The 24,056-nt window shown below is 40.7% G+C and carries 21 protein-coding genes, 1 tRNA gene and 1 pseudogene; 9 read left to right on the top strand and 14 right to left on the bottom strand.

Translation table 11 applies throughout. The features are described from left to right. The first annotated feature begins 115 nt into the window (after positions 1–115). The gene (locus QMA00_RS08005) at positions 116–634 is read left to right on the top strand and encodes an NUDIX hydrolase (protein WP_076922045.1); all 519 of its coding nucleotides are present in this window, start codon (positions 116–118) and stop codon (positions 632–634) included. A 4-nt stretch (positions 635–638) separates the two neighbouring features. Here QMA00_RS08005 and QMA00_RS08000 read toward each other — a convergent pair whose 3' ends face one another. From QMA00_RS08000 to QMA00_RS07990, 3 genes are all read right to left on the bottom strand, one after another. Next, positions 639–1,154 carry a YgjV family protein gene (locus tag QMA00_RS08000; protein WP_076922046.1) on the bottom strand — a complete coding sequence of 172 codons (516 nt, stop codon included), beginning with the start codon at positions 1,152–1,154 and terminating at the stop codon, positions 639–641. Positions 1,155–1,215: 61 nt separating this feature from the next. Beyond that, a complete protein-coding gene (locus QMA00_RS07995; RefSeq protein WP_010390887.1) occupies positions 1,216–1,782 on the bottom strand; it encodes a Crp/Fnr family transcriptional regulator in 567 nt (188 codons plus the stop codon). Positions 1,783–1,788: 6 nt separating this feature from the next. After that, positions 1,789–2,823, bottom strand: a complete 1,035-nt coding sequence (locus QMA00_RS07990) for a nitronate monooxygenase (protein WP_076922047.1) — start codon at positions 2,821–2,823, stop codon at positions 1,789–1,791. 200 nt (positions 2,824–3,023) lie between these two features. Between QMA00_RS07990 and QMA00_RS07985 the strand changes: the two genes are divergently transcribed. Further along, positions 3,024–4,400, top strand: a complete 1,377-nt coding sequence (locus QMA00_RS07985; protein ID WP_076922048.1) for an NAD-dependent succinate-semialdehyde dehydrogenase — start codon at positions 3,024–3,026, stop codon at positions 4,398–4,400. A 78-nt stretch (positions 4,401–4,478) separates the two neighbouring features. Here QMA00_RS07985 and QMA00_RS07980 read toward each other — a convergent pair whose 3' ends face one another. From QMA00_RS07980 to QMA00_RS07965, 4 genes are all read right to left on the bottom strand, one after another. Continuing rightward, positions 4,479–5,015: a DUF924 family protein gene (locus QMA00_RS07980; protein WP_076922049.1), complete on the bottom strand. Its 537-nt coding sequence runs from the start codon at positions 5,013–5,015 to the stop codon at positions 4,479–4,481. A gap of 132 nt (positions 5,016–5,147) precedes the next feature. Beyond that, positions 5,148–6,227, bottom strand: coding sequence for an endonuclease/exonuclease/phosphatase family protein (locus QMA00_RS07975; protein WP_076922050.1), 1,080 nt, complete (start codon positions 6,225–6,227; stop codon positions 5,148–5,150). Between the two features lie 9 nt (positions 6,228–6,236). After that, positions 6,237–6,620, bottom strand: a complete 384-nt coding sequence (locus QMA00_RS07970; RefSeq protein ID WP_076922051.1) for a hypothetical protein — start codon at positions 6,618–6,620, stop codon at positions 6,237–6,239. A 73-nt stretch (positions 6,621–6,693) separates the two neighbouring features. After that, positions 6,694–6,942 (bottom strand): TIGR03643 family protein, encoded by a 249-nt coding sequence (locus tag QMA00_RS07965; protein ID WP_076922086.1) that lies wholly within the window; start codon positions 6,940–6,942, stop codon positions 6,694–6,696. Between the two features lie 143 nt (positions 6,943–7,085). Here QMA00_RS07965 and QMA00_RS07960 point away from each other — a divergent pair, with 143 nt between their 5' ends. After that, positions 7,086–7,742: a YoaK family protein gene (locus QMA00_RS07960; RefSeq protein WP_010390879.1), complete on the top strand. Its 657-nt coding sequence runs from the start codon at positions 7,086–7,088 to the stop codon at positions 7,740–7,742. Positions 7,743–7,798: 56 nt separating this feature from the next. Then, a complete protein-coding gene (locus QMA00_RS07955; protein WP_076922052.1) occupies positions 7,799–9,868 on the top strand; it encodes a TonB-dependent receptor in 2,070 nt (689 codons plus the stop codon). Here QMA00_RS07955 and QMA00_RS07950 read toward each other — a convergent pair. Continuing rightward, positions 9,856–10,649 (bottom strand): annotated as a pseudogene (locus tag QMA00_RS07950) (helix-turn-helix transcriptional regulator). The gene QMA00_RS07955 and the pseudogene QMA00_RS07950 overlap by 13 nt on opposite strands. 114 nt (positions 10,650–10,763) lie before the next feature. Between QMA00_RS07950 and QMA00_RS07945 the strand changes: the two are divergent. Beyond that, positions 10,764–11,957 (top strand): MFS transporter, encoded by a 1,194-nt coding sequence (locus tag QMA00_RS07945; protein WP_076922053.1) that lies wholly within the window; start codon positions 10,764–10,766, stop codon positions 11,955–11,957. A gap of 48 nt (positions 11,958–12,005) precedes the next feature. Here QMA00_RS07945 and tyrS read toward each other — a convergent pair whose 3' ends face one another. From tyrS to QMA00_RS07925, 4 genes are all read right to left on the bottom strand, one after another. Continuing rightward, the gene (tyrS, locus tag QMA00_RS07940; RefSeq protein ID WP_076922054.1) at positions 12,006–13,268 is read right to left on the bottom strand and encodes a tyrosine--tRNA ligase; all 1,263 of its coding nucleotides are present in this window, start codon (positions 13,266–13,268) and stop codon (positions 12,006–12,008) included. Positions 13,269–13,352: 84 nt separating this feature from the next. Further along, on the bottom strand, positions 13,353–14,159 hold the full coding sequence (locus QMA00_RS07935) for a LuxR C-terminal-related transcriptional regulator (RefSeq protein WP_076922055.1): 807 nt from the start codon (positions 14,157–14,159) through the stop codon (positions 13,353–13,355). Positions 14,160–14,183: 24 nt separating this feature from the next. Further along, positions 14,184–15,173 carry a fatty acid desaturase gene (locus tag QMA00_RS07930; protein WP_076922056.1) on the bottom strand — a complete coding sequence of 330 codons (990 nt, stop codon included), beginning with the start codon at positions 15,171–15,173 and terminating at the stop codon, positions 14,184–14,186. Between the two features lie 319 nt (positions 15,174–15,492). Beyond that, positions 15,493–15,577, bottom strand: a tRNA-Leu gene (locus QMA00_RS07925). Between the two features lie 270 nt (positions 15,578–15,847). On the opposite strand from QMA00_RS07925, the gene QMA00_RS07920 reads away from it, so the two are divergent. After that, positions 15,848–16,348: an RDD family protein gene (locus QMA00_RS07920; protein WP_076922057.1), complete on the top strand. Its 501-nt coding sequence runs from the start codon at positions 15,848–15,850 to the stop codon at positions 16,346–16,348. A 113-nt stretch (positions 16,349–16,461) separates the two neighbouring features. Here the strand turns inward: QMA00_RS07920 and lptG are convergent, their stop codons facing one another. Together lptG and lptF are read right to left on the bottom strand one after the other, a co-directional pair. Continuing rightward, positions 16,462–17,529, bottom strand: a complete 1,068-nt coding sequence (gene lptG / locus QMA00_RS07915; protein ID WP_013464168.1) for an LPS export ABC transporter permease LptG — start codon at positions 17,527–17,529, stop codon at positions 16,462–16,464. After that, positions 17,526–18,638, bottom strand: coding sequence for an LPS export ABC transporter permease LptF (lptF, locus tag QMA00_RS07910; RefSeq protein WP_041695840.1), 1,113 nt, complete (start codon positions 18,636–18,638; stop codon positions 17,526–17,528). The genes lptG and lptF overlap by 4 nt, the downstream gene beginning before the upstream one ends. A gap of 307 nt (positions 18,639–18,945) precedes the next feature. On the opposite strand from lptF, the gene pepA reads away from it, so the two are divergent. The 3 genes from pepA to QMA00_RS07895 all read left to right on the top strand — a co-directional run bounded on the left by pepA (position 18,946) and on the right by QMA00_RS07895 (position 23,987). Then, positions 18,946–20,457 carry a leucyl aminopeptidase gene (gene pepA, locus QMA00_RS07905; RefSeq protein ID WP_013464166.1) on the top strand — a complete coding sequence of 504 codons (1,512 nt, stop codon included), beginning with the start codon at positions 18,946–18,948 and terminating at the stop codon, positions 20,455–20,457. 172 nt (positions 20,458–20,629) lie between these two features. Beyond that, positions 20,630–21,076 carry a DNA polymerase III subunit chi gene (locus tag QMA00_RS07900; protein WP_076922058.1) on the top strand — a complete coding sequence of 149 codons (447 nt, stop codon included), beginning with the start codon at positions 20,630–20,632 and terminating at the stop codon, positions 21,074–21,076. 58 nt (positions 21,077–21,134) lie between these two features. Beyond that, positions 21,135–23,987, top strand: coding sequence for a valine--tRNA ligase (locus tag QMA00_RS07895; protein WP_076922059.1), 2,853 nt, complete (start codon positions 21,135–21,137; stop codon positions 23,985–23,987). Positions 23,988–24,056 lie beyond the last annotated feature (69 nt).

The following is a 24,056-nucleotide window of genomic DNA, read 5'->3' as shown; positions in this document are numbered from 1 at the left end:
TCATAAGTAGCTGTATAGGCGCTGAAATAGCGCTATTTTATGAGGCTTATTAAATCTCTATTAAAGCAATTAATATAACCAACTGATATAATTTATTTTTATTACAGGAGTTGTTATGCGCTTATTAAAAACCTACATTCATCCCTCAATCAATATTGAGCAAGGTCGTCAATTTTCTCGCCCAACCGCTCGCGCTATTGCATTTAAGCAACAACAAATTTTACTTATGTATACTAAGCGCTACGACGACTTTAGCTTACCTGGCGGTGGAATTGACTCACATGAAAGCATAGAGCAGGGGTTGGTCAGAGAACTAAGTGAAGAAACTGGCGCACAAAATATAAAAGTATGTAGCGAGTTTGGGCTTTACGAAGAGTACCGCCCTTGGTACAAAGATGACTTTGATATTATTCATATAGAATCATACTGCTACCTCTGCCAAATTGATGAGCAACTAGGCCAAGCACAGCTTGAACACTACGAACAACAAAATGGCATGCAGGCTAAATGGGTTGATATTTTCCAAGCGATAGCCCATAACGAACGTACACTTGCAAACAGTGACAAGCAAGGGCTATCAATTATTCGCGAAACCTATCTGCTAAAAGCCATTGCAGCACAGTTTTTTACCTAAGTATTTAGGGTTGCGTTTGCGGTTCGCTCAGCGATTTTTTACTCACATAAAAGCGATATAGTCCCAGTAAGTTACTACTTAAAAATAGGCTTTCCATGAGTATTGCCACTGGCGAGCTGGCGAAAATATTATGTGTTATCCAAAAAGAGGTTCCCACCACCATACATAACCTTAAGTGCAAATCTCGATTTTGAAATGAAGCGATAGTTTGTATTAATGTCGCCACCAATGCAAAAACACTAAACCAATCTTGCCAAGTAAAATAAACTGCCAAGCAGCTTACAGCCATAAACCCAAACATAGCCCAAGTATGCTTATAATAAATACAGTAAAAATAACGTACCGCGGCAATAAACATTAAGCAGCCGGCACTGTTATAGCCCAATATAAAGAAGTGAGCAGAGGTTAATAATACTGAGGTAAATAAACAGCTTAAAATAATTCGTCGGGATTTAAACTGAAATGAAGCTAAGTCGAGTAAAGTGGCAACTGCAACCAACGATTGGGCAATTAAAAACATAACACTCCAAGGCATTAAGGCTTAAAAATGGGGAGTGTATAGTGCTTTATAAAAACAGCACTTAACTTAAGTTAAGTCGCTTACGAATTCGTGATAACGAAATAGCCGAAATGCCTATATACATTGCCACTTGGCTTAAACTTAACTGCGCCAACCAATGAGGTTTATGTTTGAGTAAATAGCAGTAACGCTGCTCGGGACTATTGAGTAATAAAAATGCTTCTTTGGCTTCTTTAAAAATAAGTTGCTGTGCAATAAGCTGCTGCTTAATCAGTTGATACTGTGCTTGCTCAAATAGTGTTAGTGGTACTTTAATTACATTGGCTTCGTTAATCACTTTTAATTGATAAAACGCAGGAGTTGAGGTCATCCAATTGGCAAACAGCAAAGCAAATTCATTTTTAAAATAAAACTCTTTACACTTTTGCACGCCGTCAATGTCGTCATGAATAGCGCCTAGAACCCCGTCCACAACTAAATACCCATAACTTTGCAGATCGCCTTGTTGCACTAATACGGTATTGGGCGCTATTAGTTGCTGAGGATACTTACCAGCCAATTGCACTTTAAACTTGTTTACTAGTGCTTCATAACTGTCGCCAAGCGATAAAAGTGGATTATCAGACATTAAAAATTACCATTTTTTCATTAAAGCATGTGTAATATCAGCCGCTGATACACCCACCCTAGGAATATATTTTTGGCCACACCATAAAGGTGAAAAATCACTTTTAGCACTTTTTTCAGCTAGAGTTCTTAAGGCTGTTATAGCACTGCTGGCATGTGGAAACGCAGGAACGCCCTTTGGTATAGCACCTAGATCTTGCATTACTCGATTTTTAATACCCCGAGCAGCTCTACCAGAAAACAATGTAGTCAGTGTAGTCTCGTCTTGTTGTTGATCTAAAATAGCCTGTTGATGCAAAGCTGATGTTGTTGCCTCCTTACATAGTAAATAAGCGCTCCCTACTTGTACAGCACTCGCTCCTAACGCTTTAAACCGCTGTACATCATCGGCTGAAGCAATGCCACCAGCAGCAATAATAGGCAGTGATATATGCTCAACACAACGTTTAATTAACTGCTCAGTAGTTTGTTGTAAGCTTAAATCCATTGATAAAAAGTGCCCTCGATGGCCACCAGCTTCTATACCCTGAGCAATAATCCCATCAGCGCCATTTTCACTAAGCCAAATAGCTTCATCTAAAGTGGTAGCCGTTGAAATTACTTTAGTGCCCCAGCTTTTTATTTGCGCCACAATAGCTTGCTTAGGTAAACCAAAATGAAAACTAACTACTGCTGGCCTATAGGGGGCAATAATATCAACAACCGATTGATTTATAGGTTGACGGGAAGCCCCTGCAGTTAAACTTTGCGGGTCAATTTCATACTCTGCAAAATAAGGTGCCAGCATATTATGCCATAGCTGCTTTTGTTCGTTCGTGTAATCAGCAACCCTATGACAAAAAAAGTTAAGATTAAAAGGTTTCGTTGTTTTTTGGCTAAGTACTTCTAGCTGCTCAATTAATTGTGCTGGTGATAACATGGCGCAAGGCAAAGAGCCTAACCCTCCAGCCTCACTCACAGCAAGAGCAAGTTGCTCATTTTGAACACCCGCCATAGGTGCCTGAATTATCGGTAAAGCGGTATTAAACAATGATGGCTTCATTTGAACTCTCCCTGTAACTTTTTCAACAACTTGCACTATTTACAGAACCATAGCAAAAACAACAAGAAAACAACATCTAGATTTTAGTCATAAGTAATGTAAAAACCATTACTAACAGATAGTTATGACTTTTTAATATCTAGAAACTAACTGGCTTTGGTTTTGCACCTATCCTATTACATAATTTGTTAGGAGGTAAAATGAGTAACACAGTTGATACGATCAATCCCGCAACCGAGCAAGTCATTAATAGCTATACGCTGCTTTCTCAAGCTCAAGCAGAACAAGTGATCGAAAAGTCTCATGAAACATACTTAAAATGGCGATTAACCTCGTTTACCGAGCGCGCACAACATCTAAATAAATTAGCCTCTTTATTTGAAAGCCAAAAAGAAGCCTTAGCAAAACTAATGACCGAAGAAATGGGTAAAGTGTACGAACAAGGCTTTCAAGAAGTGCAGCTTTGTGCTGACATTTGCCGTTATACCGCAGAACATGGCGCCGATATGCTGAGCGACGAAGAACGCGATATGCAAGGCGGTCGTGCAATTATAAGTTATCGCCCCACTGGCGTGTTGCTAGGTATTCAGCCATGGAACTTCCCACTTTATCAAGTTATTAGATACAGTGCCGCAAATATTATGGCGGGTAATACCACGGTATTAAAACACGCGGGCAATGTGTTTGGTATGGCTGAAAAAATAGATACCTTATTTAAACAAGCTGGGTTCCCTGAGCATTGCTTTAGTAACTTACTAATTGATGGAAAAACAGCCAGCGCACTTATTTCTCATAAACACATTAGTGGCGTTACCTTCACAGGAAGTGATGGCACAGGTAAAAAAGTAGCTGAGCAGGCCGGTAAGCACGTTAAAAAAACGGTATTGGAGCTTGGCAGTAACGATGCTTATGTTGTACTTGATGATGCTGACCTCGCACTAGCAGTTAAAACCTGTTTGCAGGGCCGTATTATTAACAATGGGCAAACCTGTGTGGCTGCCAAGCGTTTTGTGGTAGTTGACTCATTATACAATGACTTTAAAGAAGCGCTGAGCCAGCAATTTAAAGCAATTAAAATGGGCGACCCTATGGATAAAGATACGGAACTGGGTCCTATGGCACGAGAAGATTTACGCGACAAAATTCATCAGCAAGTGCAAGACTCAGTTAATGCAGGCGCAAAAGTAATTGTAGGCGGCGAAATTCCGCAGCAAATAGGCTATTACTACCCGCCTACCGTGTTAGAAAATTTATCACCAGGGATGCCCGCATACGATGACGAATTATTTGGCCCTGTCGCATCTTTGATTAAAGCCAAAGATAATGACGACGCTATGCGTATTGCCAACGACTCCCGTTATGGACTAGGCGGCGGTATCTTTTCAAAAGATGAGAAAAAAGCCATTGAGCTGGCTAAAAAGCATTTTGATACCGGTATGATCAACATAAATGGTTACGGACTGGCACAACCGAACCTACCATTTGGCGGTGTTAAAGACAGTGGCTATGGCAGAGAACATGGCGGCTTTGGTATTCGCGAGTTTGTGAATGTTAAAAGCATCATGATTAAGAGCTAATATCAGGTATCAGGTATCAGGTTAGTAAAATTAAATACCGCGCTTGTAATAAGCGCGGTGTTTTTTTGCCTGATGAATCTAAAAACCTGAATTGGGCTGTTTTAAAAACTCGCGTTCTTCTTCTGTAGACTCCCGCCCCAGTATTTTATTACGATGCGGGTAACGATTAAATTTATCGATAATCGCTTTATGTTGATACTCAAAGTCTAAGTTATTTTGAATACCTAATCCCTTATATAACTTAACCGCTTCCTTATGAATTAACTTCGATTCGCTGTGCATAAAAGGCATATACAAAAATACGCGTTGCTCATCCGTCAACTTCTTATCAAACCCTTTTGTAATGGCCGATTGTGCTAACGCTAAAGCCATTGAATCACAGGCAAATGATGCTAGCTTGTCACGATAAATATTGCGCGAGAACTGATCAAGCACGATAATTTCAGCTAGGCTGCCTAGTGCACTCTCACGCCATTGAAATAACTCACTCGCACTCGCTTGCTGGTGTAATTGGCCAAAACGAGCCTGAATCATCAAATCAAACGCCTCGTCTTTTTGCCACCACTGCTTAGGCTCAAGCTCTGTAAACCAAAAGTCGATAATTTTATTAAACATAATGAATCTCTTTGTTAATTAACACTCAACTAAATAGCTCGCTACATAAAATCCCGCAAATTTAAAAGCACGACCCTAATGTATTAATTTTGCCTTTCGCCTAAAGCCTTTAACCTAACATCTGTACTTCATCTAGCCTTTTTCAAACCTAGGCACTTTACGTTTATCGGCTTTGCTCATAGCAAGCTCTTGTATGTCTTGCTGTTTAAGCTCGCTGGGCTTTGTTTCGAGTGATTGCTGATTAGCATCTTCATAAACAAGTTCGGTAAGCAGAGCAAAGTGATCGGAGCCATATTTAGCAAGACGTTTGATACGCTTTACAGTAAAACCTGTAGAGTGGAATAAGTGATCGAGCGGCCAGCGCATAAAAAAGTAATTAGCGTGAAAAGTATTAAAAAAACCACGGCCTTTACGAGGGTCTAAAAAGCCACTAATTTGCATAAATAAACGAGTACTGCGTGACCAAGCAACATCATTTAAATCGCCAGCGACTATCGTCGGGCGGCTTGGATTTTTAAGCGCTTTAGCCACCATTATTAATTCGCTATCGCGCGGGCGTGATGAATCTTCTTCGGTTGGGCTTGGTGGCGCGGGATGAATAAAATGCCCCTGCATTTTTAACCCTTGGTGGTTTTCAAATAAAATATGAATAGAGGGAATATTATCTTCTATGAGTTCACAAATTTGTGCATCGAGTATGTTAAATTTACTAAAGACATGCATGCCGTAGCGGTTATCTTTTGGACACTGTACTTGATAAGGGTAGTTTTTTTTAAGCACGGACAATTTATCTTGCCACCAACTATCGCTTTCTAAAGTGATAAGTAAATCGGGCTGATATTTATCGACTAAGTTAATTAGCTGCTCACTATGTCGATTCGACATCAGTACATTAGCGGATAAGATTCTGATACTATGATCACTACTTTTTGGCGCTGTTAATACTTCTTTTTTTGCAAACCAAGTGTAGGGATAAATCCACTTAGCTTGAAGCGCACAAATAATTAAAGCAACAGCCGCTATTAATGAGTATGCAATAAAGTCGCTTTGCCACATACCTATTAGTGCCACGATAATTACAGCGCTTGCTAGGTAGCACACCTGCAAGCGCACAAAGTCGCAACTACGTATCAAGTAATGCTGACTGTATGACAGGGGTAATAAGGTTATTAATAACAACAAGCCAGTAACTATGACCAATACAGTGAGCATTTATAAATCCTAATAGCGCTGTAAAATAGAGAGTATTTCACGAGTGTCGTGCACTAAGTGAATAATAGTGCGATCAACTTCTATTCGCACAGTGTCTCTTTCTCGGTCTATTACTCTAGCACGCTTATAAATATCACGCTCGAGGATATCGCCTTGATGATAACGGGTGTGCCACCCTGGTGGAGTCCACCCTTGACGAATTAACTGCTTGGCTTGTTTCTTAGAAAGCCATTTTTTATTATTGTATTGGTTATATTTTTGCTTTTTCCAGTGATGCTTGTTTGCGTGTTTATTCGCATGCTTGCCTGCATGTTTGTCTTTGTGTGGTACAGCAAATGCGTTTGTTGCCGTTAGCGCAAAAACCATTACTAAAATACTGATTAGTGATTTCATGGCGATTCTCCAGTGTGATCATTACTGAAAAGTATTAACGGCTAAGCCTGAACATTACATGAAATGAGAAAAATTAACGTTGCTTGTACTGTGTTTTACAATGACAGCGCATAATCGCGGGGTCGCGTAACTTTAGGTGTTTAGTTTTACGCCCAGCATGGCGCTTACGCCATACTTTAAATGACCCGCTAGAGATATGCTCCCGCATAAAATTAACTAATTGAGGGTAATTTAGCCCATACAGATTTTCAATGGCCTCAAATGGCGTTCTGTCTTCCCATGCCATTTCTATAATGCGTGATTGCTGTTCTTGGTTAAACATATTAATTCCAAATTTGGTTAATACGCAAAAGTTAAATTTAGCGATCATCACTTGCTTGTGATGTTAAAAATATAACCTCTTTTCATTTATTAACTTTAATTAAGTGTATGATTAATCTACACACTGAAACCGGAGCTAAAAGGATGTTTACAAAACTACCTAAGTGGGTCGAATATGGTGCGTTTACCCTCGCTTTTATTGCCGGTATGGTAAACGCAGTAGGTTTATTAGGGTTTGAACAGCAAGCAATTTCTCACGTTTCAGGGTCGGTGACTTCATTAGCTATTGAACTTACTACCAACATCAAGGCAGCGTTATTTTTAATTGCGATTGTACTGAGTTTTATATTTGGCTCGGCATTAACAGGCTTAATGCTTTCAGGGGGTTCACTTAAGCTAGGCCGCCATTACGATACGCTCTTATTTATTGAGGGTATTTTACTGCTGTTAAGCGCACAGCTACTTCAATATTCTTACCCTTACGCACTTACACTCGCTTCTGCGGCCTGCGGCTTACAAAATGCTTTAGCCACTAACTACAGCGGCGCAGTTGTGCGAACCACTCACTTAACAGGTATTTTTACCGATCTGGGTTTGATGTTTGGTAAAGCCCTAAAAGGAGAAGCTTTTGACAATAGAAAATGCTTGGTCTTTGTATTAATTATTGCCGGGTTTTTAGCCGGCGGAGTGGTAGGTGTATTACTATTTAAACATTACTCAGTGCTCACTTTAGTTTTTCCGGGCATTTTTTGTATTGTTTTATCGATTACTTATCGGGTTTATAGGTTGAGTGTGCTTTAACCAATTCACAAAATCCCCTACCCTAAACTTATCAAATTGCCGATGTGCTGGAATTTATGAAATATTACTATTTACCCCCGTTATTGTTATGCAGTCAGTTAGGTTTAATTAATAGTGCGTGTGCTGAAGATACCGCGCAATCAATTGAACGTATCACCACCACAGCATCGCGTAGTGAAGCGCTTTCCACGCCATTACCACTGGTGATCAGTGTATTAAGTGAATCACAGCTTGAGCTTATAGCTCCTACCCATGTAGAGGAAGCGCTACAACGCGTTGCAGGTGCCAATGTGCAACGTGGGAATGGCCAAGAGTATTTACCGGCTCTGCGCTCGCAAGTACTTTCTGGTACGGGCGCTTGTGGTGGTGTTTTAACCGCAGAAGATGGCATAGCTCTTCGTGCAGCTGGGTTTTGTAATATTAATGAGCTGTTTGAAGCACATAGTGAGATGGCACAGCGTATTGAAGTATTAAAAGGCCCAGGCTCTGCACTGTATGGCTCAAATGCAGTGCATGGCGTAATTAACGTCATTACACCAGACACGACCCAAGGTGGTGGTTTACTGGGTGTTGATTATGGCTCTTACGGTTATGCTCGCTATAAACTGCGTGCAGGCCATGCTATGGATAATTCAGGGTTCGGTATTAATGCCAGCTTTACCGATGATGGCGGTTACCGAGATGATGAAAGCGTTAAACAACAAAAAATAAATGTGCGACATCGATACGCTAACAACAACTTAAGTTTAATATCGGGGTTGACCTATACCGACTTAGACCAACAAACCGCAGGATATATTAGTGGCTTTCAAAGCTATAAAGATGAAGATATTGCACAGCAAAATTTTGATCCTGACGCCTTTAGAAAAGCCCGATCGCTTAGGGCTTGGAGTAAAGCAAGCTGGCAATTAGGTGAGAACACGCTTGTTGTTACTCCTTATATTCGTGACCAAAGCATGGACTTTTTCAAACACTTTTTACCCGGTACTCCGCTCGAAAAAAACAGTCAAACGGGGTTTGGCCTACAATCGCTTTATCAACATTATGTGAACGACAATACGAACTTAAAGCTTGGCTTTGATGGTGAGTTTACCCAAGCCGATGTTTTACAAACCCAAGATAACCCCACCCAAGGCTCTGCGTTTTTAGTGGCCACTGTGCCGCAAGGTAAACATTACGATTACCAAGTCGATGCCACCTTATACGCTCCATTTGCCGCTATTGATTGGCAACTAAATAATTGGCTTATAACCGCAGGTGTTCGTTATGAGCATGTGCAATATGACTATCAAAACAATATGCTTACAGGGCGTACGAAAGAAGATGGCAGTAAATGTGGTTTTGGTGGCTGTCGTTATAGTCGCCCAGAGAGCACTAAAAACAGCTTTAGTAATCTTTCGCCAAAACTCGGGGTGAGCTATCAGCTTAATATTAACAATACACTATACGCTAACTTTTCAAGAGGCTATCGAGCCCCCCAAGCGGCTGAGCTCTATCAATTACAACGCGAGCAAAGTACTGCCGACTTAGACGCAGAAATAGCAAATAATGCTGAGTTAGGTATTAAAGGGGTGTACAACAATACTCGCTACGGTTTGTCGGCTTATACGATGAGCAAGCACAATACCATCTACCGTGACAGTGACTTTTTTACTGTTAATGACGGCCAAACTCGACATCGCGGCATTGAGCTTGAGTTAGCGCATAGCTTTAATCAGCACTTATCGGTTAACTTCGCAGGCACTTATGCCAAGCATACGTACTCGAATGAGCAAGTTATTGGCAGCATTAATATTAAAGGTAACGATATTGATACCGCACCTCGAAAGGTTGCTAATATCGATTTTAACTGGCAAGCCAACGAGAGTATTAGCCTTGCGCTGCAATGGCACTATGTTAGCCGCTACTTTACCGACCCTGAAAACTTACATGAATATCAAGGCCACGATATTTTAAGCTTGCGCGGCCAGTGGCAAATTAGTCCACAGCTATTACTGAGTGCCCGAATTATAAACTTAACTAACACGGCCTACGCTGAGCGCGCCGATTACACCAGCTTTACTGGGGATCGTTACTTCCCAGGTAAACCACGTAATGCCATGATTTCGGCAACTTATAATTGGTAGGCATCCAGTTCGCTCATGTAACGCATGGGCGATTTTTTCATTACCTTTTTGAACATAGTAATAAACGCACTCACCGATTCATAACCTAATAACTCTGATACCTGTTGTACACTTTGCTGATTAGATAACGCCTGCAGTGCAATTATAATATGCAATTGAGTACGCCATTTACCAAAGGTCATGCCTGTTTCTTTTTTATCAATCGCGCTAAAGTACGCTCAGTTAAAGCAAATTGCTGCGCCCATTGTGGTAATGTTTTGCGGCTATAAGGCTGACTAATAAGCTGATTACTCATGTTTTTAATCACACTATTTTTTGATAGTACAAAATCTAAAGGTTGAATTGGCATATCCACTAGTTGATCAAATAATACTTGTGCAAGCCGCGCGGTTTTACCTATTAAGCTATAGTTTTGCTGGTTACCTGCCAAACTAAGCATTAATTCTTTTACAAGAGGACTGATAGTTAATGTACAGGCTGTAGCTGGCATTCCTTGTAAGTTTACATCAATGAATAAATGGCATAAATGCGCATTATCAGATGCCCTATTACTGTGCTCTACATTTGCTGGGATCCAAATAGCACTGTGGGTAGGTACCATCCACATTTTTGTTGCTACTTCACAAGTAACATAGCCGTATAGAGCTAAAATTAACTGCCCTTTTGGGTGTGTATGCAGTGGAATTTCACGGCTAAGCTGGGCATATTCTATTTTTGCAATAACCGGCTGCGGCATAATTTCAAAGTTTATTATTTCATTCCAATCTTGGGAAAGCTGCATTTTGTCTGTTTTTAGTTATTTAATGTCTCTTTTACTAAATTATAGTGATGATTAAGCCTTTATACTAGGCTCAATTGCCTCTTGCTAAATAACTAACTTGCTAGGACATTTACCTTGTTAATCCAACAACCTCAATCTCGTTTATCTTTCGCATTATTAATACTGGGTATTATACTTATTGCTAGTAACTTACGTGCGCCGGTGACTGGTTTAGCTCCTGTATTGGACCAAATAATTCTTAGTTTTAATTTAAGCGCATCACAAGCCGGTATGCTTACCACCTTACCTTTAATTGCATTTGCTTTAGCAAGCCCATTAGCAACTAGTTTAGCTAAGAGGCAAGGTTTAGAAGTATCGCTATTTATTGCTCTTATTTTGATTGGCCTAGGCTTAGCATCACGCATGATAGATTCTGTGCCGATACTCTATTTAGGCACCGTTGTCATCGGGGTAGGCATTGCGATAGGTAATGTACTGCTACCGAGTTTAATTAAGCGCGACTTTGCACATAAAGTAGCAGTAATGACCTCGGCGTATGTACTTGCTATGGGTATTTTTGGTGGTAGTTACTCAGCGTTAATTATTCCACTTGCAGAATATAAACAAATAGGTTGGCAAATCGCTTTGGCCAGTTATGCGTTAATTACTTTACTAAGTTTATTTATTTGGTTACCGCAATTAAAGCTACGCACCAAACCAACTAAAGATCTGGTTGAAAATACCGATGAGGTTAAAGTGTGGCACCAAGCGCTTGCGTGGCAAATTACCTTGCTACTTGGCTGTAATTCGTTATTTACTTATATAATTATAGGCTGGTTACCAAGTATATTAATTGACAGTGGCTTCAATGCACAGCAAGCGGGTGCATTACAAGGCTCATTTCAGGTGGCTTCGGCATTGCCTGGTATTATCCTAATTCCTTTATTAGCAAAACTGAAAGATCAGCGTGTACTCACCTTTGCCTTAGGAGTATTGGCAAGCCTATCTTCAATAGGACTACTGTATATGCCAGTACATGCGTTTGTGTGGTCAATTACTATGGGGTTTTGCTCGGGTGCATGCTTTATATTGGGCTTGTCGTTTATAAGTTTACGTACTCACGACTCACATCAAGCTGCTGCCCTTTCAGGTATGGCGCAGTGTATTGGTTATTTACTTGCCGCTACGGGGCCTATTATTGCAGGTGCACTACATAGTTATTTTGGTAACTGGACATCTACTTTGTGGTTTTGCGCGAGTGCGAGTGCACTAAGCGCTATGTTTGGCTATTTAGGCGGACGGAATATTACTATACGCAACAAGGCCTAAGTGTAAATTTAAGGTGGGCCGTGTAATCATAAGCCCACTGTTTATACTTTAAACTAGTTTAATAAGCCTGAATTGCTTTTTGCCACGTTGCATTATCCAAAAGCGTTCAAACAACGAAATATCAAGCTGCGCATGCTCGTCAGTAACGACCATACTATTAATTTTAATCGCATTAGCTGTTATTAATTCACGCGCCTGTCGCTTTGAGCTGGCCAGTTTACTTTTAACTAGTAACTCAGCAATACTTATTTGCATGTCGCTAATAGTGTTCACGGTTAGCCCATCTTGCTCTAATTGTTCAAGTTCTGCCAAGGTGAGTGTTTGCACCTGACCATTAAATAACAACTCAGTGAGACGCTGCGCACTTGCCAAGCCTTCTTCAGCATGAACAAAACGTGTTAATTGCTCAGCTAAAATGCGCTGTGCTTGAGGCTTTTGGCCGCTTATCTTATCGTTTGCTTCTATGGCCTCAATTTCTTTAACTGATAAAAAAGTATAAAAACGCAAAAAGTTATACACATCAGCATCTTCACAATTTAACCAAAACTGATAAAAACGATACGGTGAGGTTTTTTTGGGGTTGAGCCAAATAGCACCGCCCTCGGTTTTTCCAAATTTTGTACCGTCTGACTTGGTAATAAGTGGCAACGTTAAACCAAACACTGTTTGCTGGTTTAAACGGCGGGTTAAATCAATTCCACTGACGATATTACCCCACTGATCGTTACCGCCTATCTGCAAAGTACAATTTAGCTCACTATTGAGCTTAGCAAAGTCATACGACTGCAATAAGGAGTAACTAAATTCAGTAAACGACAAGCCTTGGTCTGGACGTTGCAAACGTTGTTTTACTGACTCGCGGTTGATCATGGTGTTAATTGAAAAGTGTTTACCTACATCACGAAAAAAGTCTAATACATCAATACTGCTAAACCAGTCAGCGTTATTTTTTATTTGCAGTGGCTGGTTTAAATGCGGACCAAGTACACTCTCAACTTGGTTTGCAAGCGCATCCACCCATTGCGACACCGTTTGTTTGGTATTTAGGCTACGCTCAGTGGCTTTAAAACTCGGGTCACCAATCAACCCTGTAGCCCCCCCAATTAATGCCACACCTTGATGCCCTGCATCCATAAAACGCTTTAGCATTATTAATGGTACTAAGTGACCTATATGTAAGCTACCTGCGGTAGGATCGAAGCCACAGTAAACCACCTGTGGGGTTTCAAGCTTCTGGGTTAATTGCTCAATATTACTCACTTGAGAGACTAAACCACGCTGCGTAATGTCATTAAGTAAATGTGCTGTCATCGTATTTCTCAAAATTATCTATAAGAAAAATACTAATTAAACTCAGCGATGGGCACTATATCCCTAAAGGGACATAAACGCATTTTATTCTGTGCGCATTAAATGGTTTAAAAACAGTCGAAAAAATTCACTTAGTGAAGCAACGTTTAACTGCGAATATATACGTTTGCGATGGTTTTTAACTGTACCTAGGGTGATCCCAAGCTGAGCAGCAATATCTGCGGAGTCGCAACCTTGTACAATTAAACAAGCAACCTGATGCTCTCGCTGAGTGAGTTGTTGATTAGCAAATGATGTGAGTGCATTTTCCATCAGCTGTCCAGTCGCTGTACTATTAAATTGATTTAATAGTAATTTTTGGCTACCCCAATGTTGGCTACACAGTGCTTTTATTAAATTAAAATGTGCTATTAATTGTTGCTTTTGCAACGCACTAAAGCGCTGGTTATTGGATAATAAACCAAGGTAAATAACAATCGAGCGACCGTTACCTATATTAGTACAAATACTTAGCTCATCAGTCCAGTCAGTGTGAGTATAAAACTGCTGTTGATATGCCTTAAAGGTCAGTTCATCTTGATAACTAGCTATATCAGCGAGCCGAAATACTCCTTCCTCAGCTTTACTAACCAGTTCAGTATAAAAAGGGTCGTTTACAAACGAGTTAGTAAGGTAGCGCTGAAATAAAAGTTCACGCTGTTTCTCGATAGAATCGAATAAATAAATGGGATGCTTATTTACTCTGCAAGCCAATACAACCGCACAATCAAACTCAACAATAAGGGCAATGTAATTAACCAGCTTTTGCGCAAAACTGGTCCCCTTTATAGCTTGTACACATTGCGCTAACGCATCTTGCTGAGTTAATTGCTGCTGCGAGTCCGACTGCATTATGATGCCATTTTACACTGAGTATTACTGATACAAGTTTGCTTGCTTAATACTGGCAAAATCATTAAAACGCACGCCGTGTTGGCGCATCACTTCAAGGATTTTTTTACTGATCATTTGTCGTAAATAAAACGGCTGATTCGGCACAAAATGATGAATAGTATGAGTATGCCCAAAGTTAAAGCAAAATAAATTAAATGGCATAAACAAACGGCTGGTGATGACGTGAGTTTGTTCAAGCATATTATTAACACCGCCGTAATAATGCATACTTGAAGTAACAAAATTAAGTGAGCTCGAACGCACAATATTAGGCACAATCAGCACCACCATTAGAAATTCAAACACATTCATTACATCAAGCAGCAATACAGGTGAATTAGCAGCCAGTGGAGTGAACAAATTAACTAAGTGAAACACAATTACGCTATATAAAATGGCGAAATACGCAGTAGTAATCGGAAAACCTGCATTAAACACTTTAAAGAAGCTAAACCCATTAATTTCTTTACTAAAACGTTTTGCATTAATTAATAAACCGAGTAATCCATCAACAATTACCAAGGCACGTAAAAACGGATTTTTAATACCATTACCTACCAAACGCTCTTCTAAATCTTGCTCAGTCCCCGAGGTTTTATGATGATGTAAATGCATCTTGCGGCGGTACCACGGGCTAATAGTATTAGGACGCATCAACCACACGGTTAGCATCATAAAATTATGTAAAAATGGCTGGTTACTAAAATACTGTTTGTGAATTAGGTCGTGCTCAAGTTCATGGGAAATAGAGGTGGCAATCGCCGCTAAAATCATACACAGCCACGCGGGGATAATAGCAAAATAATACAGCGTGCCAATTCCGATTAATGCACTCAAAGAAAGTAATAAAATAGCCATTCCTAAGGTATTTTGATGCATTAATAGCGGGTGTTTTTTACGCAGTAATGCTTCTTCAGCCTTAATCGCTTTTACAATGGCTTGAATATTCTGTTTTGCGGTTAGTTGAGTCATGATGTTTTATTCGCAACAAGAGGTTGAGGTATATAATACCCGAGTCAAAACACATTGCATAACTTAGCACACCCGTATCAATGAAAAATACGATTAAAGTCAGGCCTGTGTTTACTATATAACCTAAGTTCTGGATAAGAAACCTATCTCAAGCAGAGCTTAAGGTTAGGTAAACCAAAACGTTTACAGGCCAAGTTTAGATCAAAACCTACTGCTTATAAAAGTAGCAATGTTGGACACATTTTTTGTAATTAAAATCCGTGAACTCAAATCTTAGGCATAAAAAAACCCCAACCAATTTGGTCGGGGCTATAAAAAGTGGTACCAGCGGCCGGACTTGAACCGGCACGCCTTGCGGCAGGGGATTTTGAATCCCCCATGTATACCAATTTCATCACGCTGGCATCATTTTTCTTTAACCTTCTAAACACGAGAAGATAAAGAAAAACCACTTTAGAGTGAAAGATTATGTACCCTCTTCCATCTCACTGTCTAGCATTATACAAACAATAAGCAAAGCGGCAAGCGTTTTATGTATTAAGTATGATCAACCGCTTAACATTTAGGCAACCATTAACATTTGAGCCAATACCGAGTTAAGCACGTAGCGTAATAGGTAGTATTTAGCGGCTTATTTGCTAAACTAGCCACACATTAACAGTGAGAGTATTTTTATGTCGGGTGAGTTTCCACGTGCTGGCTTTTGGCGCCGTTTTGCGTCGCTAATATACGACTCTTTAGTCGTCATTTCATTATCTATGCTAACCGCTATTTTGTACTTTGCTGCAATTCAAGTTTTAATTTCTACGGGCCTTATTGAACAAACCGAAGGTCAAGACCCTGCTGCATTTATAGATAATTCACCTTTACTAGATGGCATTCGCAGTGCGTTGTTTGTGGGCGTAAATGTTATATTTTTTAGTTACTTTTGGACCAAAAGCGGTCAAACAATTGGTATGCGAGCATGGCGATTAAGAGTACAAACTAACGATGGCAATTTAATTAGTTGGTCGCAATCAGTTATTCGCTGCATGGGCGCGTTACTTGGTTTAGGTAACTTAGTTGTTTTAGTTGATTTTAAAAACAAAAAATCACTACAAGATTACTTATCAAAAACCGAAGTGGTTACGCTCACCAAAGAAGAAAATAAACGCGTTTATCGCGAACTAGATTGATATCAATTCGCAATAATACTTAATTAAGCGAATTGGTATAATCTCAAGCTAAAGAATAAAAAACGCGGCGCTTTTTACAAAGGCCGCGTTTTTTATTTAAGCTTTAAATTTAGTTATACCCGCTTATTCATTAAATAAGCTGCAAACCCAGTAAATAAGATACTCGGCAAAACGGCGCCTATAATTGCAGGAATTTGATATACCATTACCACAGGCCCAAATATCTCATTGGTTAGGTGGAACACAATACCGGTTACCACCCCCATAATAATTCGTGCCCCCATAGTTACAGTTCGCAGCGGACCAAATATAAACGACAAGGCAACCAACAACATTACGGCAATAGACACGGGCTGCATTAATTTACGCCACAATGCTAAATCATAGGTGCTGGTGTCTTGCTCATTTTGTTGTAAGTAAGCTAAATATGACCATAGCCCTGAAAACGACAGTGATTCTGGTTTTACCGATACCACGCCTAGCTTTTCGGCGGTAAGCTGCGACGGGTAAAACTCTTCAGAAACTTGTTCAGTGGTAATTAACTCTTCGCTGATCATCACTTTATTTACATCGCGCAATAGCCAACCACTATCTCGCCCTACGGCTTCTTTTGCTTTGGTGATTTGTGTTAGTGATAACGATTTATCAAAATGATACATGTTAACGCCGCGCAGCATGCCATTTTGGTCAACATCTTCAATGTTAATGAAGTTATTAGCGTCTTTAGCCCATACTCCTTTTTGCGCATTAAACACATCCCCACCATGAATCGCTTGATTACGCATTTCCTTAGCGTGCAGCTGTGCAGCAGGAGCGCCCCACTCGCCTAAAGCCATTACGCACAATGCCATAAAAATAGCTGTTTTCATTACTGAGCCAATAATTTGTAAACGCGACATCCCCGCCGCTTGCATTACTACCAACTCACTATTTGAGGCAAGCGCTCCTAATCCAGTTAAGCCACCAATAAGTGCAGCCATAGGAAAAAACACCACTAAATCATCTGGAATACTGTAAATAGTGTACAGCATGGCAGTCATTATATCGTAGCTCCCGCGCCCTACAGATTTAAGCTGCTCAATAAACTTTATTAATGTACTAATACCCACTAGCACCATTAACGCAAACCCTGTGGTTTGCAAAATGCTACGGCCTAAGTACCAATCAAGTGTTTTCATCATAGGTTTTGCTCCCGCTTAGTGACGACAGCTTTAAGCCAAGCACCCAATGGACGACCTCTAATAATTAATAAGCTACCAATAAATAATGCACTTAAATGAATCCACCACAGTCCAATTGATGGCGGAATTTTGCCATCTTCTACCGCAAATTTGGCCGCATTAAGTAAAATAAAATAACCTAAATACAAGCTGATAGCGGGTACCAATTTTGCAAATTTACCTTGGCGAGGGTTTACTACACTCAAAGGCACGGCCAGTAAAGTTAATAACGGAATGGAAAGTGGGATCGCTAAACGCCACTGCCACTGTGCAATTGCTTCGGGAGTATTAATTGACATAAGTTCACGGGTTGGCACAGCTTCTAATTTACGACGTTGATGCTCTATTTCTTGTTCGCGAATTTGTACGCTGTAACCATCAAACTCAGTTAAGTTAAGCGAAGGCGCTTCGCCATCAGTTTCGTAGCGTTTACCATCAGTAAGTACTAACTGCTGCTCACCACTTTGTGCTTCAATTACAACGCCTTGCTCAGCGTATACTAAACGCGCTAAATCGCCTTTTTCACTATCTGGCAACTGCGCAACAAATACTTTATTAAGTTCTTTGCCGCCATTTTCAATATTATGAATAAACACCACGGCTTTTTCGTTACCGGTTTGTTGAAAACGCCCAGCTCTAAGCGCCGATAATCCAGCATCCGCCTTTGCTTGCTCTTTTAATTGATATTCTTGCTCGCTAGCCCAAGGTGCAACATACAAGGTAAGTACCGCGGCGAGTAACGCTAAGATGACACTAGAAATAAGCGTAATGCGCACCACATACCACTCACTCACGCCACAAGCTTTAAGTACCGTCATTTCACTGTCAGCGTAAATACGGCTATAAGCTAAAATAATTCCTAAAAATAAACTCAGGGGTAAAATTAATGATGCTAACTGTGGCAACTTAAGCGCAATCATTGCGAACACGAGTTTTGCTGGGATACTCCCCTCTGAGGCATCACCAAGAATAACAACAAACTTTTGCGACAAAAATATGGTCATTAAAGTTAAAAATACGGCGACCTGCGATTTTAAAACCTCAGTGGTCAAATAACGGAAAATTAGCAACATTCGCCCCTGTTAAACATGGAATTTCAATATAATAATAAAAAACGATGAGTGAACTAGTTAATTCACTCATTTTAAATGAGTATTAAGCACATATTATAAGCCATCAATATTAATTATCCTACCTAACATCACGATATAATGTTGCATTAGTTACCCTTAAGCATATAAAGTTCAAATACACAGTAAGAGTCGAGTAAAATCTACTAATATTAGCGCTAGACCTAAAAATTTAGGTAAAAAGACTAGAAAACACATTTTTAGTCCCAATTTAGCTTCTATAGATGACTCAAAATCAGGAGTGACAATGGAATTCAACGTAAAAAGTGGTAGCCCAGAAAAACAACGCAGTGCGTGTATTGTTGTGGGTGTATATGAACCACGCAGGTTATCCCCCATTGGTGAACAACTTGATAAAATTAGCGATGGTTATATCTCTAATTTATTACGCCGTGGCGACTTAGAAGGTAAGCCAGGACAAGTACTACTATTGCATCATGTGCCCAATATTTTAAGCGAACGTATTTTACTTGTTGGCTGCGGTAAAGAACGCGAACTTGACGATAAACAATATAAGCAAATTATTTCTAAAACTATCAACACGCTAAACGAAACGGGTTCAATGGAGGCCGTGTGCTTTTTAACTGAACAACATGTTAAAGGGCGTGATACCTATTGGAAAGTACGTCAAGCTGTTGAAACAACACAAGATTGCCTTTACACCTTTAATCAGCTGAAAAGTAAAAAAGTAGACCCTCGCCGCCCACTACGTAAAATGGTGTTTAATGTGCCTACGCGCCGCGAACTGACTATAGGCGAAAGTGCCATTGAGCATGGTTTAGCGATTGCGGCAGGTAGTAAGCTGTGTAAAGACGTTGCTAATATGCCGCCTAATATTTGTAATCCAGCGTACCTTGGCGAGCAAGCCAAAGAACTGGAAGCTAATTTTGATAACATCACTGTTGAGCTAATTGGCGAAGATAAAATGGCCGAACTAGGAATGAACTCATACCTAGCAGTAGGTCGTGGCAGTGATAACGAATCAGTTATGTCGGTAATTAACTACAAAGGCGCAAGCGATGACCAAGCGCCTATCGTTCTCGTTGGTAAAGGCTTAACCTTTGACTCAGGCGGTATTTCATTAAAACCAGGCGAAGGCATGGATGAAATGAAATACGATATGGGCGGTGCTGCTGGTGTTATTGGCGCTATGCGCTCACTTGCACAAATGCAGCTACCTATAAACGTAATTGGTGTTTTAGCCGGCTGTGAAAACATGCCAAGCTCAAACGCCTATCGCCCAGGAGACATACTAACAACTATGTCTGGGCAAACGGTAGAAGTACTTAACACCGATGCCGAAGGCCGTTTAGTATTATGTGATGCGCTGACCTATGTTGAACGTTTTGAACCAGAAACCGTGATTGATGTTGCAACCTTAACCGGTGCATGTATTGTTGCTTTAGGTGCCCATGCTACGGGTTTATTAGCTAATCATAATCCACTGGCGCATGATTTATTAAAAGCGTCTGAGCAAAGTGGCGATCGTGCATGGCAACTGCCATTATGGGATGATTATCAAGATCAACTTGAAAGCCCGTTTGCCGACTTTACTAATTTAGGTGGGCGCGCAGCAGGTACTATTACCGCGGCCTGTTTCTTATCTAAATTTACTAAAAAGTATAACTGGGCTCATTTAGATATTGCCGGTACTGCATGGCGCAGCGGTGCTAAAAAAGGCGCAACAGGTCGTCCTGTTCCTATGCTGACTCAGTATTTATTAAACCGAGCTGGTATTAGCGAAGCAACTCACGACTAACAAACCAACACAGGGCTTCACAGCTCAATGTAGAGTATAAAATAAGGCGCTTTTAAAGCGCCTTATTTATTGGGTATTAATTGAAGCAAACCCCGTTATATGGCAAAATCCCCTTCTTAATTTGTGTGTATTTAATAACAGCACAATCAATGTCATGGGAAATCCCGATACAATGAGCATGAATGCCCAGTTTTTCATTTTAAAGCAACAAGATGAGTCATTAGCTAAAGCCGATGATCACTTTGCTTTAGCAGCTCAAATAGCTGGGCAACAGTATCGGCTTGGTCAACGCGTATTTATTTTTGTAGATAGCGAAGAAACCGCCAACAGCATTGACGAAACTATTTGGACATTTGATGCCGACAGTTTTGTACCTCACAATTTACAAGGCGAAGGCCCAAAAGGCGGCGCACCTGTAGAAATAGGCACAACACCACCCGTTGGTAATCGTAAAGTATTAATTAACTTGGCCAATCACTTACCGGATTTTATTCGTCGGTTTAACCAAGTTTTTGATTTTGTACCCGTAGAGCCCGTAGCCAAACAAGCCGCTCGTGAGCGCTTTAAAAAACTACGCCAACTCGGTGCCAATATCACCACGCAAGATATTAATCGCTAACGCTCACTGCGTACAAAGCTAACTAACTCATTTAAGTACTTATTTAAGGTTCTGTGTAATGGATAAAACCTACAATCCGCAAGATATTGAACAGTCTCTCTATCAAGACTGGGAACAAAAAGGCTACTTTAAGCCATCTGGCCAAGGCACCCCATATTCAATTATGATCCCGCCGCCAAATGTCACGGGTAGCTTACACATGGGCCACGCTTTCCAAGATACTATCATGGATACCTTAACGCGCTTTAAACGTATGCAAGGTAACAATACGTTGTGGCAAGTAGGTACTGACCACGCAGGTATTGCCACACAAATGCTAGTAGAGCGTAAACTTGCGGCAGAAGAAGGTAAAACACGCCACGATTTAGGCCGTGATGCATTCATCGATAAAATTTGGGAATGGAAAAACGAGTCTGGTGGCACAATCACTAAACAACTTCGCCGCCTAGGTGCTTCTGTTGATTGGGACCGTGAACGCTTTACCATGGACGATGGCCTGTCTGAAGCTGTTAAAGAAGTATTTGTACGCCTTCATAAAGAAAACCTAATTTACCGTGGTAAACGCCTAGTAAACTGGGATCCAAAATTACACACTGCGATTTCTGATCTTGAAGTTGAAAATAAAGACAAACAAGGCCACATGTGGAACTTACGCTACCCACTGGCTGATGGTGTAAAAACACAAGACGGTAAAGACTACATTGTTGTAGCCACTACGCGCCCAGAAACCATGTTAGGTGACTCAGGTGTGGCAGTAAACCCCGATGACGAGCGCTATCAAGACCTAATCGGTAAAGAGATTTTACTACCGATTGTTAATCGTCGTATTAAAATTGTTGCCGATGAACATGCCGATAAAGACAAAGGTACGGGTTGTGTAAAAATAACCCCTGCGCACGACTTTAACGATAACGAAGTAGGTAAACGTCATCAAATGCCGATGATTAATATCTTCGATAAAGACGCGGCTATTTTAACAAAAGGTGAAACATACACCTTTGATGGTAAAGAACTTGAATTTGACGCGCCTATTCCTGAGCGCCTGCATGGCCTTGACCGTTTTGACGCACGAAAAGCGATTATTGCTGAATTTGAAGAGCTCGGCTTACTTGAAAAAATTGAAGACCATGGCTTAACCGTTCCTTACGGTGACCGCTCTGGTGTTGTTATTGAACCACTACTTACTGACCAATGGTATGTGCGTGTTGCACCTCTTGCTGAACCTGCAAAAGACGCAGTTAAAAACGGCGACATCCAATTTGTACCTAAGCAATACGAAAACATGTACTTTTCGTGGATGAATGACGTACAAGATTGGTGTATTTCACGTCAGCTTTGGTGGGGTCACCGTATTCCAGCTTGGTACGATAGCGAAGGTAACGTATACGTTGGCCGTGATGAAGCGGAAGTTCGCCGCGATAACAACATTGCAGATAGCGTAGCACTAAGCCAAGACGAAGACGTTCTTGATACCTGGTTTTCATCTGCACTTTGGACATTCTCAACTCAAGGTTGGCCAGAAAATACTGATGACTTAAAAACTTTCCACCCATCTGACGTGTTGGTAACCGGTTTTGATATCATTTTCTTCTGGGTTGCACGTATGATCATGATGACGCTGCACTTTATAAAAGATGAAAACGGCAAACCACAAGTGCCATTCAAAACCGTGTATGTAACTGGCTTAATACGTGACGATAACGGCGATAAAATGTCTAAGTCAAAAGGTAACGTACTTGACCCACTAGACATGATTGACGGCATTGGCCTTGAAGACTTAGTACAAAAGCGTACTGGTAACATGATGCAGCCTAAACTCGCCGCTAAAATTGAAAAAGATACCCGCAAAGTATTTGCAAACGGTATTGAAGCACACGGTACCGACGCACTGCGCTTTACCTTAGCTGCAATGGCATCAACCGGTCGTGATATCAACTGGGATATGAACCGTCTTGAAGGTTACCGTAACTTCTGTAATAAATTATGGAACGCAAGCCGTTACGTATTAATGAACACAGAAGATCAAGACTGTGGCTTTAACGACAGTGAAAAACAGTACTCGTTAGCTGATCGTTGGATTTTAGGCCAATATGAAGCAACGGTTAAAACCTACACCGAGCATCTTGATAACTACCGTTTTGATTTAGCGGCGAACACGCTGTACGAATTCACCTGGAACCAGTTCTGTGATTGGTACTTAGAGCTGACTAAGCCGGTATTATTTAAAGGCAATGAAGCACAACAGCGCGGTACACGTCATACCCTTATTACCGTACTTGAAAGCTTATTACGCTTAATGCACCCAATGATGCCTTACATCACTGAAACGATTTGGCAACGTGTTGCTCCACTTGCTGGCCTTGAAACAGCGGGTACCAGTATTATGGTTCAGGGTTTCCCTGTTTATAACCAAGCCAATGTTGATGCACAAGCGATGGATGACTTAGAGTGGGTTAAGCAATTCATTTTAGCAATTCGTAATATCCGTGGTGAAATGGATATCAGCCCAAGTAAACCACTTAGCGTTTTACTGGCTAACGCATCAAGCGATGATGTGCGCCGTATAAACGAGAATGAATCATTCCTAGCGTCATTAGCTAAGCTTGAAGCGTTTACCCTGCTTGAAAACAAAGACGATGCTCCAGCGTGTGCGACCTCTTATGTTGGCAATCTTGAGATTATGATCCCAATGGCGGGCTTAATTGACGTTGAAGCCGAGCTTGCACGAATTAACAAGCAACTTGAAAAAGCAGAGAAAGGCCTAGCGCAAGTGCAAAACAAATTGGCTAACGAAAAGTTTGTTAACAATGCACCTGAAGCGGTACTCGCTAAAGAAAATGCTAAGCTAGCTGAATTTACCGATGCTAAAACTAAGCTACTAGAGCAAAAAGTTAAAATAGAAAGCTTATAATTAAACCAGTACGAATGGCTTATGCCATTCGTAACCAGTTAATTTATAAGTATAAAAAAGCCGCTTACT

It is taken from the genome of Pseudoalteromonas sp. APC 3694, from assembly GCF_030407565.1.
GTDB classification, from domain to species: Bacteria; Pseudomonadota; Gammaproteobacteria; order Enterobacterales; family Alteromonadaceae; genus Pseudoalteromonas; species Pseudoalteromonas tetraodonis.
This window is presented reverse-complemented; position numbering and strand designations above follow the sequence as displayed.